This window comes from Streptomyces zinciresistens K42, assembly GCF_000225525.1.
GTDB classification, from domain to species: domain Bacteria; phylum Actinomycetota; class Actinomycetes; order Streptomycetales; family Streptomycetaceae; genus Streptomyces; species Streptomyces zinciresistens.
In genome coordinates, this window is sequence record NZ_AGBF01000184.1 from 1 (window position 1) to 13,783 (window position 13,783).

Consider the following 13,783-nt stretch of genomic DNA (forward strand, 5'->3'; position numbering starts at 1 on the left):
GCCCGCGCTCCGGGCCGCTCGTCCCGCCCCGAGGGGGGCCGGACCCGGCCTCGCCGGGCTCGGCCGCTTCAGACGCCGCGGCTCTCCAGCACCACGTGCAGCTCGCGCTCCTGGTCGCCGGAGGCGGAGGCGAGGTCGTGCACGGTGAACAGGGAGTCCAGCGTGGTACGGAGCCGCTCGATGGCCCAGTAGCCGCCCTGCGCGTCGGCCTCGACCGACGACGACAGGCGTCCCGGAGGCGGGCAGTGCTGCGCCCGAGTCACCTCGAACGTGCCGAGCCAGACCATGGGCCGGGTCTCGTGGAGCTGCTGGGGGACGTCCTCGGGACCCCGGTCGGACGCGAAGCACGTGCTGAGCGCGTCGAACACGATCCGCGCGTCCTCCTTGCTGCATCCGCTGATCTCGACGGACACGGGTTCCTCGTGCTGTCGTTCACGATCCATCGTGATCGCTCCTCTCGTGGCCGGGCCGCGGTGCCACGGGTAGCCCGCGGAACCGGACCCCAACCCAAGAAAAGCACCACGCGCGCCCGCGCACGACCGGCGCGGCCCGCGCCCCGGACGCCTCAGCCGCGGGTGAAGCGGTAGGTCTTGCTGTCGGTGATCGCGCAGAAGCCGGGCGAGACGACGATCACGCGCAGGGTGCCGGTACGGCGGTCGTAGTCGATGCCCTGCGTCTCGAAGTTCCCGGAGCAGGAGCTGCGCAGCGGCAGCTGGCGCAGGGCCGTGACGCGCCCGGTGACGTCGGAGGTGCCGGGCGCGGCGGAGAGGTCGATCTGGAGCAGGGGCTTGGTCATGCCGAAGAGGCTGCCGTCGGGGTCGTCGGAGGAGCACAGCAGCGTGGTGGCGTCGCGGAAGTCGCAGCCCTGCACGTCGCGCACCGGGCGGTCGAGCCGGATGCTGGAGGTCCAGGGCAGGTTCGCCGAGGGGGAGGTGGCGGGGTTCACGCCGGGCGTCGGGTGGACCAGCAGCCGGTTCATCGTGCCCCACTCGCCCGAGACCATCCACTGGCCGGCGGGGGCAACGGCGACGAAGGAGTTGTTCAGCGCCTCACCGGGGCCCAGCGTGTGCGTGTACTCGGACCAGGCACCGTTCGGGGCCTGCACCCGGAACATCTTCGCATTGCCGGAGTTCGCCTGGTACGGCTCGATGTAGTAGCCGTCGTACGAGGCGTCGGGGTCTCCGACGTGGACCCAGCCGCGGGCGGAGAGCGGGACCGGGATGGTGCCGATGCCGGTGTAGCGGTTGGGGCTGTTCACGGGGACCTCGACCGAGGCGAGGCCCTGGCTCTCGGTGAGCGGCCTGGCGCGGTCCGAGCCCACCTCGTTCCAGGTGTCCGCGGCCTGGGCGGGCGTGGCGGTGGACAGCACCGCGGCGGAGGCGAGGGCGACGAGGCCGGCCATGAGGGCGTGACGGCGCGGTCGGGCACGCAGGGCCATGAAGACTCCTTGGGGGGGCGGGCGTGGGTCGGCGCCAGTCTGGCCGCCCTCTGTGGTCATGTACAGGCCAGGGGAACGAACACCGGCTGTCCGATGGGCCACAGTCCCGTGCCCACGCCCCGCCGCGCCGCACCCCCCGCTGCTCCCTGCTGCTCCTCGCCCCTTCCCGGCACGGCACCGGTCGTGCCGGACCCGAGGGCCGCGTCGGCGGGGGCTTCGGCGGCGGGGCTTCGGCGGCGGGGTGGCCGCGCAGGCGGGGCTTCGTCGGCCCCTCACGGGAGGGGCGGGGCGCCTGCTCCTCTCAGGGGCCCTCGGGGGCCCTGGCGCCGGGGGCGGCCGGTCTGCGGCCCACCACGACCTGGGCGTACAGCTCCTCGGAACGGACGAGTCGGGCGGCGAGCCCGCCCTCGGCGAAGCACTCCAGGGCGGCGGGGGCCTGGAGTTCGCTCGTCTCGACGAGCAGACAGCCGCCGGGGGCCAGCCACTCGTGCGCCTCGGCCGCGACACGGCGCAGGATGTCGAGACCGTCGGGGCCGCCGTCCAGCGCGACGTGCGGCTCGTGGTCCCGGGCCTCCGCGGGCAGGAGCCCCACCTCTCCCGAGGGGACGTACGGGACGTTGGCCGCGAGGACGTCGACGCGGCCCCGCAGGCTCCGCGGCAGCGCCTCGAACAGGTCGCCCCGGTGCACCTGGCCGCCGAAGGCCGCCAGGTTGCCGCGCGCACAGCGCACCGCCGCCGGGTCGATGTCGGCGGCGTGCAGTTCGACCGGGCCGAGCGCGTCCGCCAGGGCCGCCCCGACCGCGCCCGAGCCGCAGCACAGGTCGACGACCACATGGGTGCCGGGGACGTGAGTGCCGGGCACATGGGTGTCGGGAATGTGGATCCCAGGCACATGGGCGCTGGAGACATGGGTGCCGGGGACATGGGCGAGGGCCTGCTCCACCAGGAACTCGGTGCGGCGGCGCGGTACGAACACACCGGGTGCCACGGCGATGCGCAGTCCGCGGAACCGCGCCCAGCCGACGACGAGCTCGATGGGAAGACCGGTCACCCGCCGGTCCACCATGGCGGCCAGTTCGTCCGGGGTGGCGGCCGCGGACCGGATCAGGCGGGCCTCGTCCTCGGCGAAGACGCAGCCGGCGGCACGCAGCGCGGCCACGACGCCGTCGTGGGACAGCGGTGAGGAGGGCGAGGCAGCGGAAGGAGGGGAGGAAGGCATCGAAGCCGAGAGCCTTTCGGAAGCCGAAGGGTGCTCTGGCGGTCGCCTAGCGACGCTGGTCCGCGTCGCCTTGAGGACGGAGCACCCGATCTGACACTGCGGTGATCGGACTCACCTCCCCGGCTGCGCGGAACCGGGGCACTCCCGGCCGGACGGCAACCCTACCGCAACGATCACCGCTCTCCCCGTCCCGGTGCGGCCCGCAGCCCGGCCCGGTTCCGAGTCCGGGTCCGGGCCGCCGGGCAGTGGACGGACCCGTCGCCCTCCCCGGCCCGGCGCGGGTCCGGCGCGGGTCCGGCGCGGGGACGAGGGCGAGGGCGGGCGCGGGCGCGGGGGCGGGCGCGGGGTCCGGGTGACGGACGGACCCGTGAGACGCCGTACGGTGGTACGAGCACGTATCGATCACGCCCGACCGGAGGGCCGTCGCCCCGCGGCCTGGAGGCACCACCCGTCATGAACGTCACCCGAGGATTCACCGGACGTCCCCGCGTCCCGAACGCCGCGCTGCCGCCCGGCCAGTACGACGCCGGCGACGACTGGCCCGTCCTGTCGGCCGAGGTCACGCCCGAGCTGGCGCCCGCGGACTGGTCTTTCCGCATCGACGGCCTGGTGGAGCGGCCCCGCAGCTGGAGCTGGGAGCAGGCGCACGAGTTGCCGGAGTCGTCGTACGAGGGCGACATCCACTGTGTGACGAGCTGGTCGAAGTTCGGGGTGCGGTTCGGCGGCGTCTCGCTGGACGCGTTCCTCTCCGTGGTGCGTCCCCATGTGTCCGCCACCCATGTCGTCGCCTACTCCCACACCGGGTACACCGCGAACCTGCCCCTGGCCGACGTGACCGGCGGGCGGGCCTGGATCGCCTGGGAGTACGACGGCCGGCCGCTCGCCCCGGAGCACGGCGGCCCGGCACGGCTGCTGGTGCCGCACCTGTACTTCTGGAAGAGCGCCAAGTGGATCGCGGGCCTGCGGATCCTCGACCACGACGAGCCGGGCTTCTGGGAGGGCAACGGCTACCACGCCCGGGGCAACCCCTGGGAGGAGCAGAGGTACTCCGGTGACTGAGCTGGCCGTGGTGGGCGTGCCGTTCGCTCCTCCGACCCGTTTCGCGGTGCCCGGCCGGATCGCCGTGGGCGAGCAGGACGCCGCCGTGTGGCGGACGGCGACGCTCACCGCGATCCGCCGGGAGACCGCCGACGTCGTCACCGTCCGGCTCGCTGTTCCCGGCTGGGCGGGCCATCTCCCCGGCCAGCACCTGATGCTGCGGCTGACCGCCGGGGACGGCTACGCGGCGCAGCGCCACTACTCGATCGCGTCGGCGCCCGACGCCTCGGAGCACATCGAGCTGACGGTGGACCACGTCGAGGGCGGCGAGGTGTCCGGCTGGTTCCACACGGTGGCCGCGCCCGGTGACACGGTCGAGGTCCGCGGTCCGGTCAGCGGCTTCTTCGCCTGGCCCGGCGACCGGCCCGCGCTGCTGGTCGGGGGCGGCTCCGGGGTGGTCCCGCTGATGTCGATGGTGCGCCACCACCGGGCCCGCCGTCTCGACGTGCCGCTGCGGCTGCTGGTGTCGGCGCGCGGCCCCGAGGAACTGATCTACGCGCGGGAGTACGGCGCGGAGACGACACCGGTGTTCACGCGGAGCGCACCGGACGGCGTCGCGGTCGGACGTATGGCCGCCGCACATGTGGCGCCGCTCCTGGCCGAGCAGCCTGCCGGCGGGTGGGAAGCCTATGTGTGCGGCTCCAACGGGTTCGCGGAGCACGCCTCCCGCCTCCTCGTGGCCGCGGGCCAGCCGGTGCACCGCATCCGCATCGAGCGCTTCGGCTGACACGCCGGCCTCTCGACGCACCGGCACGTCGAGACACCAGCACATCGACAGATCGACAGGTCGATTCATGAACCCGCCACGCGCGGACACGTCGGCACTGGGGCACGCCGCCCGCTGACACGAGGGCGGCACGGACACCTTGGCGGCCCGGACACGAAGGGCGCACGCACACGTCACTTGCGAACATGTCGCCCGAGGACATGTAGCCCGCGCCCATGACATCGACCGAGGGGTTCTGTCCACGGAGGCCCCTCGCGACGGCGCACACCCGCCGCGAGGGGCCGCGACAGCGCGGGACCCCCGGCCGGTTCGAGGCACTGTGCCCGGCTTTCGGGGTACCTGGACGCCATGCGAAGCCGGGTGCGTGGCTGGCGCCGGCGGCCGAATCCGCTGCGGCGCCGGTCGGATGTGGTGGAGACCTGGACCCTGCGGGCCGTCGTCGTGCTCCTGTCGGTGATCGCGCCGCTGGCCGGGGTGGCCGCGGCGTGGTGGGCCCAGGGAGACGCCGGGGCGACCGCGCGCGACCAGCGCGCCGAGCGCCGTCCCGTGCGCGCCGAGGTCGTCGGCCGGACCTCGGCGGCGGTCCCCGCGGCCCAGACCGGGCGCACGCCGTCCGCGAGGGCGACGGTGCGCTGGACGGAGCCGGGGCAGGGGCCGCGGACGGCCGAGGTCCGCGTTCCGGCGGGGACGCGCACGGGCGAGCGGGTCGGGCTGTGGCTGGACGCCCGGGGCCGTGCCGTTCCTCCGCCGCCGGACGCCGCCGCGGTGTGGCAGCACGCGGTGACCGTCGGCGTGCTGGCCGCGGGCGCATCCGTCGCGCTGATCGTCCTCGGGCACGGACTGGTCCGGCAGACGGCGATGCGCCGCAGGCTGGCCGAGTGGGAGACGGCGTGGACCGGCACGGAGCCCGCGTGGACGGGCCGCCGGGGCTGAGCACGCGCCGACCGCCCCGCGAGCGCCGTCGGCCGTTCTGGCGGTCCCCGCGAACAGCGACGTACGGTGATCATCCGCGCGCACTCCTCACGAAGGCGGTCCCCGATGGCCCTGTTCGACCTTGCGATCGACGAACTGCGTTCCTACCGCAGCGAGTCGGCGGAGCCGGAGGACTTCGACGCGTTCTGGTCCCAGACCCTCGACGAGGCGCGCGGCCACGACCTGGACGCCCGCTTCGCGCGCGTCGACACGGGACTGTCCACCGTGGACGTGTACGACGTGACGTTCGCAGGGTTCGGCGGCCACCCGGTGCGGGGCTGGCTGCGGCTGCCAGCGGGAGCGACGCGACCGCTTCCGCTGGTGGTGGAGTTCCTCGGATACGGCGGCGGGCGCGGCCTGCCGCACGAGAACCTCCTGTGGGCCTCGACCGGCCGGGCCCACTTCATGATGGACACCCGGGGCCAGGGCAGCGCGTGGGGCGCGGGCGGCGGCACCCCGGACCCGGTGGGATCCGGCCCCGCTTACCCGGGGTTCATGACGCGGGGCATCGAGGCGCCCGAACACTACTACTACCGCCGGGTGTTCACCGACGCGGTACGGGCGGTCGAGGCTGCCCGCTCCCACCCGCTGGCCGACGCCGCCCGCACGGTCGCGCTGGGCACGAGCCAGGGCGGCGGCATCACGATCGCCGTCGGCGGTCTGGTCCCCGATCTCGTGGCCGTGGCGCCGGACGTGCCGTTCCTGTGCGACTTCCCGCGCGGGACGACGCTGACGGACCGTCACCCGTACCGTGAGATCGGCCTGTTCCTCAAGACGCACCGGGGCCGCACCGAGGACGCCCTGCGCACCCTGTCCTACTTCGACGGCGTCCACTTCGCCTCGCGCGGCCGGGCTCCGGCACTGTTCTCGGCGGCCCTGGAGGACCAGACCTGCCCGCCGTCGACGGTGTTCGCGGCCTACCACGCCTGGGCGCACGAGGAGAAGGCCATCGAGGTCTACGACTTCAACGACCACGAGGGCGGCGGCCCGTTCCACCAGGCGGCCACGCTGGAATGGCTGCGTCCGCTCGCCTGAAGGCGGTTCCGGGGTTCCGCCCGTCCGACCGGTCGGGGTGTTCGGGTCGCCCGGGGCGCACCGGCACCGCCCCGGGCGTCCGGGCGGCCGGTTCACGGCGGAGGGACGGCGTCGGCACACGGGCACCGCGTCCCGCGGTTCACGGCGATGCACGAGGCGTTCGAGGCGTTCGAGGTGAACCTCCGCGAGCGCGGGTTGCCGGGTGCGTCCGTCGCCGTGTCCGGGAGCGGCGAGCGGGTCGTGCACCAGTACGGCGGCGGGACCGGGGCCGCACGCACACCCGCACCCGCACCCGCACCCGCACCCGGGAACGCGACACGCTGGTCACATATGGTCCACGACCACGGCCCGACCGTGCGGTGCGCCCACGTCCTCGCCGACCGGGCCCGCTCGACTGCGGGATCTTCGCGGGACGCGGGACTGCCGGACACCTGACACCTGACACCTGACACCTGACGCGGGACTGCCGGACACCTGACACCTGACACCTGACACGGGACTGCCGGACACCTGACACCTGACACCTGACACCTGACACGGGACTGCCGGACACCTGACACCTGACGCCGGACGGCGAACGCCGAACGCCGAACGCACCGGAGCGCGGCGCGGAGACCGTCGAGCGGGCGCGCGAGGGGCAGGGTGGCTGTCGGGACCCGGTGCCGGGGACGGGCCCGGGGCGGCGAGGCCGAGGCCGGGGTCTGTCTGCGGCTGAGCGGGCCCAACGGCTCGTACGGGCCCGACCCACGGGCTTTCGGACACGACGGGTTCGGCGGGTCCAGCGGCCCGGCGGACCCGGAGGCGGGGGTGTCGCCGGGCTGTGCGGTGAACCGGAGGGGGCCTCATATCGCGGACGACCCGCGCCCGACGGCGCTCGCGACGGCCCTGCACGACGCCCGGTGAAGCCGGCCGGGCGCGGGGCGTTTCAGCCGAACTCCCGTTCCCTTCTTCCCTGTTGGTTTAGACCACTGGTTAGATCTGGTGACGCAAGGAGCCCGCACGGCTACCACACGTCACCACACAGGAGGCGCGGCATGGCCCGCACCACCCACCGTCCGCACGTCGCGACTCAGCCCCTTTACTGGCGCGTCGCCACCCGCTTACTGGACGAACTGCGCGACGGAACCATCCCACCGGGTGAACGACTGCCTGCGGAACGGCAGTTGGCAGAGCACTTCGGGGTGAGCAGGGAGACGGTCCGGCAGGCGCTCGACGTGCTGCGGCGCGGCGGCCTGGTCGCCACCGACCGGCGGGGCAGCCACGCCAGCCTGCCCGGTCTGCCGGTGGAGACACCGGCGTCCATGACGTTCCCGCTGGGGCTGCGCGGCACCGGTCCGGGCGCCGCCGACCGGGCCACCGTGACCTGGGAGACTCCCCCGGCCGAGCACGCCGAGGCGCTCGGGCTCGACCCGGACCGGCGAACCCTGGTGCACCGCTACGAGTCGGCCGGGGCCGACGGCCTCGACCGGCGCACCGCGGTCACGTCCTTCTCGGCGGTGGCCCTCACCGAGGTCGCGGAACTGGCCCGGTACCGCGAACGCGCCGACGGCACCGGCACGGCCCAACTGCTGCGCGCCTACGACTGGATGCGCAGGGCGGGCCTGACGCTGCACCACCGCGACGCCATCACCCGGCTGCCGGGCGCGCCCTCGGTCCGGGTCACCCGGCGGGTGCACGATCAGTACGCGCGCCCCCTGGAGGTGACGGATCTGGTGGTGGACGCCCAACAGGACGCACTGGTCTACGAGTTCACGCTGCCGGCCGCCTGAGCGGCGCGCACCGCCCTGGCCTGCCCGGCCAGTGCGAGGAGCCGGCCGCCGTGCGACCAGACCGTGCTGTCGTCGACGGCCCAGCCGTCGCCCGCGTGAGCGGTGCGGATCCGTACCAGGGCCCGTCCGTCGCGGGGCGGCCGGTCCAGGGCGTCCGTGAGGTGCACGGTCGGTTCGGGGTGGCGGGTACCGGGCGCGGGGCGCGCGCCACAGGGCGTACAGGGCGGGCGGCAGGGCGTCGGTGAGGGTGACGACGGTGGGGGCGTCGAGGGGCCGACCGTCCAGGAAGCGGATCCAGGCGGAGAGTTCGGCCCGCTCCCCGCCGTCGAGCGGCCGGTCCCGCGTGGCGGGCCTGATCTCCAACCGGTGCGCGAAGGGGGACGGTTCGGCGGGGAGGCGCAGCCGGGGGCAGTCCGCGGGTCCCGGCACACGGGGGGGGCGGGGATCCCGTCGTGGGACGGCCCCGGCCGCCCCGGCCGCCCCGCGCCGCCCCGAACAGTGCGGCGCCGGTCAGGACCGGCTCGCCGTCCTGGTGCCCGGTGAAGACGCAGGCGGCCGTGCGGCGTCCGGCGGCGGGCGCCGTGCCGGAGAAGTGCAGCGGCCACTTCCCCACCGGGGCGAGGAGGTGGGCCGTCAGCGTGCGCAGGGGGTGCGCGCCGCCGGGGGGGAAGCGGTCGCGTACGGCGGTGAGCGCGAGGGCGGCGACATGGCCGCCGTGCGCCCCCTCCCAGGACCGCCACTGGGGGTCGATGCGGGTCTCGGTGTCGGTCGTCGCGGTCACCGGATCACCACAGCCAGGTGAGTCGGAAAAACAAACCCCCCTCGACCTTGAGTTCGGAAATCCAACCTTCCTAGTCGGTGCGGTGCGCGATGATCATCCGTGCGCGCGGACTGCCGTCGCCGCGCCGGCCGAACTCGGGCAGGGCACGGGACTCCACCCGGAACCCGGCGCGCTCCAGCTCCCGCCGCACCTCGCCGGGCCGGAACGCCCGGTAGTACATGACGAAGGGCGGCCGCCACACGGCGTTGCGCACCCGCATCACCGCGTCGAAGCCGAGCAGCGTCCAGTAGGCAGGGGAGGCGGGCCGGGGCGGGGCCACCACGGGGAAGGCGAAGCGTCCGCCGGGCCGCAGGACGGACCGCACCTGGGCGAACAGCCCCGGCAGCTCGCGGGGCAGGAAGTGCCCGAACGCCCCGAAGCTCACCACCAGGTCGAAGGCCGGGCCGAACGGCAGGGCGCGGGCGTCCGCGCGGACCCAGTGGACCCCCGGCGGGGCGGCCCGCGCGCGGCGCCGGGCCACGTCGAGCATGCCCGCGCTGAAGTCGACGCCGGTGACACTGCGCCGGCAGACCTCGGTCAGGACGTCGGCCCCGGCGCCCGTGCCGCAGCACAGGTCGAGTCCGTCGTCGTAGCGGCCGGTCGCCTTGAGCGCCGACGCGACCGCGCTGAGCACCGCGTCCGGAGTGCGGAACGGGGTGTGGTCGAACTTCGGGGCGAGGCGGTCGTAGCCGCGCTCGACGGACGACAGCGCCTGGACGGCGAGTTCGCGCAGGGAGGGCCCTTCGGGGCTGAACACGCGCGTCACCCCAGCCGGACGCGTCGGCTCAGGACCGTGAGGACCCGCTCGCACCAGCGCTGGTTCTCCTCCTCGAAGGAGATCCCGGCCAGCAGCGTCAGATAGGGCCCGACGCGCTCCGACTCGCGCAGGTACTCCTCCTCGGTCCGGCCCGCGAGAAGGCGCTCGCGGACGCGTTCGTAGCGGTCGAGCTTGGCACGCGACCAGGTCCCGCGCTCCTCGACCAGGGCCCGGGTGGCGTCGGGGTCCTCGCCCGCCTGGACCTTGATCAGCAGTTCGTCGCGGATGGCGGTGGGCCGGCGGGGCGGCTCGGCGGCGAAGGCGCGCAGGTCGTCCCGGCCGGCCTCGGTGAGCGTGAACATCCGTTTGTTGGGCCGCCGTTCCTGCTGGACGAACCGTGCCTGGACCAGCCCGTCGCGCGCGAGGCGTTCCAGTTCCCGGTAGAGCTGCTGCGGGGTCGCGGGCCAGAAGTTGGCGAACGAGACGTCGAAGAGCTTGGACAGCTCGTAGCCGGACGCCTCGCCCTCCAGGAGCGCGGCGAGCACGGCGTACTTGAGGGACATGTGGACACCGTAACAGCGCATGATTATTGTCATCGGCACTTACTCAACTAATTGTCTATGAGGTGATCCGATGCGTGCGTTCCGCGAAGCGGTGGAGGCGGGCGACACCGACGCCGCCGAGGCGCTGCTGGCCGAGGACGTCGTCTTCACGAGCCCGGTCGCGTTCAAGCCGTACACGGGGAAGGCGATCACCGCGGCGATCCTGCGCGCGGTCGTGCAGGTCTTCGAGGACTTCCGCTACGTGCGCGAGATCGGCGACCCGGACGGCCGCGACCACGCGCTGGTGTTCACGGCACGGGTCGGCGAGCGGGAGATCACGGGCTGCGACTTCCTGCGCCTGGACGAGGACGGCCTGATCAGCGACTTCATGGTCATGGTCCGTCCGCTCTCCGGGGCCCAGGCGCTCGCCGAGGCGATGGGGGCACGCTTCGACGGCATCCTGGAGGAGGCGCAGAACCGCTCGGCATAGGCATCAGGAGCCACCGCGCCGCCCTCCCCGGAGCGCCGGGCGCGCGGTGGCCCGGCTCCTGCGTCCCGGCGGCCGGTCGCCGTCGTCCGGTTGTCGCACGCGCTGCTCAACTCCCCGGGTTCCAAGCACACTTCGAAAGCACTTGAGGCGAGGGCCGAGCTCCCGGCGACGCCGGACACCGGACACCGGACACGCCCTGACCGGCCGGACATCCGGGGCACCGCGAAAAGCCACGAGCGCCTCCGCGGAATACACGAGGCCGTCACCACGTTGAGCACGACGTCGGGCGGCCGACCGTGCACGGCGGTTCACCGCGCGGGACACGGCGAACCAGGCGCGCGCCCCGGCCTCGGGTTCTCCCGCTCCTCGGGCCGCTCGCCACACGCCGCAGCCCCGTGGTACCGTCCGACCAGCACCCGTGTACGCCCCGTCGTGGGCGCCGGTGCCCGTCCTCCCCCGGTCGACCGGTCCGCGTACCGGTTTCCCCGCACCCTCGCGCGACCGCTCGCCGGCCCTGTCCGAGGTGCTGCTTCCCGCCGCCCGAAGGCACGCGCACGCGCCTTCCCGTCCGTTTCCGGCGGCCTTCCCCCTCGCCCGATTTCCCCTGCCTCATGTCCTCCGTCCGTGAAAGGACCCACTCTCATGACCACCACCCTCGAACGCCCCCCTGTCCGGCAGCAGCAGCCGGCCCCCGCCGTCACCGGTGTCCTCGACATCGACGCGGGCGGGAAGGGACGGCTGCGCGCCCCGTCCCTGCTGCCCTCCCCCGCCGACCTCCAGGTCCCGCCCGCGCTGGTCCGCCGGTACGGACTGCGCAGGGGCGACCTGGTCACCGGCACACGCGGCGACCGGCGCACCCTCACCGGGGTGAGCACCGTCAACGGCCGTGCCCCCGGCGGCGACCGCCGCCGCTTCGGCGAGCTGACGCCGCTTCACCCGCGCGAGCGGATCCGGCTCGAACACCCGGCGTCCGGCCTGGCCGGACGCGTCGCCGACCTGATCGCCCCGCTCGGCAAGGGACAGCGCGGGCTGATCGTGGCCCCGCCCAAGACCGGCAAGACCGTACTGCTCCAGCAGATCGCCGCGGCCGTCGCGGGCAACCACCCCGAGTGCCGGCTGATGGTCGTGCTGATCGACGAACGCCCCGAGGAGGTCACCGACATGCGGCGCTCGGTGCGCGGCGAGGTCTACGCGTCGACCTTCGACCGGGCGCCCCAGCAGCACATCGCGCTGGCCGAGCTGGTCGTGGAGCGGGCCAAGCGGCTCGTCGAGGCCGGTGAGGACGTCGTCGTCCTGTTCGACTCGCTGACCCGGCTGTGCCGGGCGCACAACAACGCCGCCGCGCCCGGTGGCCGCACCCTGAGCGGCGGCGTCGACGCGGCCGCGCTGCACGGCCCGAAGCGCTTCTTCGGGGCGGCCCGCCTGGCCGAGGAGGGCGGCTCGCTCACCGTCCTCGCGACGGCCCTCGTGGAGACCGGCTCCCGCGCCGACGACTTCTACTTCGAGGAGCTCAAGAGCACCGGCAACATGGAGCTGCGGCTCAGCCGGGAGCTCGCCTCTCGCCGGGTGTTCCCGGCCGTCGACCTCGACGGTTCCGGCACCCGCCGCGAGGAACTGCTGCTGTCCCGGGCCGAGTTGACAGCCGTACGCGGGCTGCGCCGGGTCCTGCGCCCCCGGGACGGCCGCGGCGGCGTGGAGACCCTGCTGGAGCGGCTGCGCGACACCGCGGACAACGCCGCGTTCGTCCGCCGCATCCAGCCGACGCTGCCCGCCGCCTGACACGCCGTGAGGCATCGTCCGTACGGGTGCCGACGCGGCTCGTCCGGCCCCGGCAGCGCGCCGGGGAGCGGCCCCCTTCCTACGTTGACGGTATGAAGATCGGATGTTCATCTCGGGCCTTGGCGTCCGTCTGCGCGCTCTGCGCGGCCGGTCTGCTGACGCTCGCCCCCGCCGCCGCGTCCGCCCGCACGGAGTCCTCACCCGGCCCCTCCGGCTCCTCCGGTCACGCAGGCCCTTCCGGCCCTTCCGGCCCTTCCGAAACCGTGCGCGCCACCCCGCCGCCCTCGCTGCTGTACCGGTCCGGCACCCAGGTGCGGCCGCGTGCCGGGGCGCCCCTGCCGCCCCGGGTCTCCGCGCTGTCCTGGCTGGTGGCCGACGCCGACAGCGGGCAGGTCCTGGCCTCCTACGAAGCCCACCGCAAGCTGCCTCCGGCGAGCACCCTGAAGACCCTGTTCGCGCTGACCCTGCTGCCCACGCTGCCGGCGGGCGTCCCGCACACCGTCAGCGCGCGCGAGCTGTCCGGGATCGGGGCCGGGAGCAGTCTGGTCGGCGTCGCCGAGGGACGGACGTACCGGATCGCCGACCTGTGGCGCGGGGTGTTCCTCAGCTCCGGCAACGACGCGGTGCGGGTCCTCGCCTCGCTCAACGGCGGCTGGCGCGCCACCGCCGACCGGATGCAGGACAAGGCACGCGCGCTGGGCGCCCTGGACACCCGGGTGATGTCGCCCGACGGCTACGACACCCCGGGCCAGGTGTCCTCGGCGTTCGACCTGGCGGTGTTCGGCCGGGCGGGGCTGCGCAACGCCGACTTCGCCCGCTACAGCTCCACGGCGAGCGCTCAGTTCCCGGGCGGGGGCGGCCTCTCGTTCGGCATCCGCAACACCAACCGCCTGCTGACCGGGGCCGACGGCCTCGCGCCCTACCCGGGGGCGATCGGCGTCAAGAACGGCTACACCAGCGCGGCCGGCAACACCCTGGTGGCCGCCGCCCGCCGCGGGGGCCGCACCCTCGTCGTCACGGTGCTCAACCCGCAGGCGGGCGGCGGTCTCGCCGTCTACGAGGAGGCGGGCCGGCTGCTCGACTGGGGGGTTCGGCGCGGCGGGCGGGGTCGAGCCCGTGGGGTTCGCTGGACGGTCT

15 protein-coding genes and 2 pseudogenes are annotated in these 13,783 nt (G+C 74.5%); 10 read left to right on the forward strand and 7 right to left on the reverse strand.

The annotated features are described in order from the left end of the window. Positions 1-68: 68 nt before the first annotated feature. From SZN_RS30005 to SZN_RS30015, 3 genes are all read right to left on the reverse strand, one after another. Positions 69-443: a hypothetical protein gene (locus SZN_RS30005; protein WP_007502374.1), complete on the reverse strand. Its 375-nt coding sequence runs from the start codon at positions 441-443 to the stop codon at positions 69-71. Between the two features lie 122 nt (positions 444-565). Further along, positions 566-1,438 (reverse strand): hypothetical protein, encoded by an 873-nt coding sequence (locus SZN_RS30010; protein WP_007502375.1) that lies wholly within the window; start codon positions 1,436-1,438, stop codon positions 566-568. Between the two features lie 301 nt (positions 1,439-1,739). Next, complete coding sequence (locus tag SZN_RS30015; protein WP_050815143.1) at positions 1,740-2,657, reverse strand: putative protein N(5)-glutamine methyltransferase; 918 nt, start codon at positions 2,655-2,657, stop codon at positions 1,740-1,742. 453 nt (positions 2,658-3,110) lie between these two features. Between SZN_RS30015 and SZN_RS30020 the strand changes: the two genes are divergently transcribed. The 7 genes and pseudogenes from SZN_RS30020 to SZN_RS30045 all read left to right on the forward strand — a co-directional run bounded on the left by SZN_RS30020 (position 3,111) and on the right by SZN_RS30045 (position 8,258). Continuing rightward, positions 3,111-3,716, forward strand: a complete 606-nt coding sequence (locus SZN_RS30020; protein ID WP_007502377.1) for a sulfite oxidase-like oxidoreductase — start codon at positions 3,111-3,113, stop codon at positions 3,714-3,716. Then, entirely contained in the window at positions 3,709-4,482 is a 774-nt protein-coding gene (locus tag SZN_RS30025; RefSeq protein ID WP_007502378.1) for a ferredoxin reductase, read from the forward strand. The genes SZN_RS30020 and SZN_RS30025 overlap by 8 nt, the downstream gene beginning before the upstream one ends. A 348-nt stretch (positions 4,483-4,830) precedes the next feature. Next, on the forward strand, positions 4,831-5,415 hold the full coding sequence (locus SZN_RS30030) for an Rv1733c family protein (RefSeq protein ID WP_043733938.1): 585 nt from the start codon (positions 4,831-4,833) through the stop codon (positions 5,413-5,415). A gap of 105 nt (positions 5,416-5,520) precedes the next feature. Beyond that, the gene (locus tag SZN_RS30035) at positions 5,521-6,489 is read left to right on the forward strand and encodes an acetylxylan esterase (protein ID WP_007502383.1); all 969 of its coding nucleotides are present in this window, start codon (positions 5,521-5,523) and stop codon (positions 6,487-6,489) included. Between the two features lie 147 nt (positions 6,490-6,636). Beyond that, positions 6,637-6,924, forward strand: coding sequence for a hypothetical protein (locus tag SZN_RS39885; RefSeq protein ID WP_007502386.1), 288 nt, complete (start codon positions 6,637-6,639; stop codon positions 6,922-6,924). Positions 6,925-7,100: 176 nt separating this feature from the next. Next, positions 7,101-7,392, forward strand: a pseudogene (locus SZN_RS42875) (EstA family serine hydrolase); the annotation flags it as partial. 131 nt (positions 7,393-7,523) lie between these two features. Then, a complete protein-coding gene (locus SZN_RS30045) occupies positions 7,524-8,258 on the forward strand; it encodes a GntR family transcriptional regulator (protein WP_007502388.1) in 735 nt (244 codons plus the stop codon). Here the strand turns inward: SZN_RS30045 and SZN_RS42880 are convergent. From SZN_RS42880 to SZN_RS30060, 4 genes and pseudogenes are all read right to left on the reverse strand, one after another. After that, positions 8,231-8,425 carry a hypothetical protein gene (locus SZN_RS42880; protein WP_007502390.1) on the reverse strand — a complete coding sequence of 65 codons (195 nt, stop codon included), beginning with the start codon at positions 8,423-8,425 and terminating at the stop codon, positions 8,231-8,233. The two genes, SZN_RS30045 and SZN_RS42880, sit on opposite strands and share 28 nt — an antisense overlap. A gap of 383 nt (positions 8,426-8,808) precedes the next feature. Beyond that, positions 8,809-9,039: pseudogene (locus SZN_RS43380) on the reverse strand (acyl-CoA thioesterase domain-containing protein); the annotation flags it as partial. A 70-nt stretch (positions 9,040-9,109) separates the two neighbouring features. Next, positions 9,110-9,835, reverse strand: coding sequence for a class I SAM-dependent methyltransferase (locus tag SZN_RS30055; RefSeq protein ID WP_043733943.1), 726 nt, complete (start codon positions 9,833-9,835; stop codon positions 9,110-9,112). Between the two features lie 5 nt (positions 9,836-9,840). Further along, positions 9,841-10,398 (reverse strand): PadR family transcriptional regulator, encoded by a 558-nt coding sequence (locus SZN_RS30060; RefSeq protein WP_043733945.1) that lies wholly within the window; start codon positions 10,396-10,398, stop codon positions 9,841-9,843. A gap of 70 nt (positions 10,399-10,468) precedes the next feature. On the opposite strand from SZN_RS30060, the gene SZN_RS30065 reads away from it, so the two are divergent. The 3 genes from SZN_RS30065 to SZN_RS30075 all read left to right on the forward strand — a co-directional run. Beyond that, positions 10,469-10,867, forward strand: coding sequence for a nuclear transport factor 2 family protein (locus tag SZN_RS30065; RefSeq protein WP_007502393.1), 399 nt, complete (start codon positions 10,469-10,471; stop codon positions 10,865-10,867). Between the two features lie 642 nt (positions 10,868-11,509). Then, positions 11,510-12,646, forward strand: a complete 1,137-nt coding sequence (gene rho / locus SZN_RS30070) for a transcription termination factor Rho (protein ID WP_007502394.1) — start codon at positions 11,510-11,512, stop codon at positions 12,644-12,646. 92 nt (positions 12,647-12,738) lie between these two features. After that, the coding region (locus tag SZN_RS30075) for a D-alanyl-D-alanine carboxypeptidase family protein (protein WP_106432735.1) at positions 12,739-13,783 on the forward strand (1,045 nt) is incomplete at its 3' end.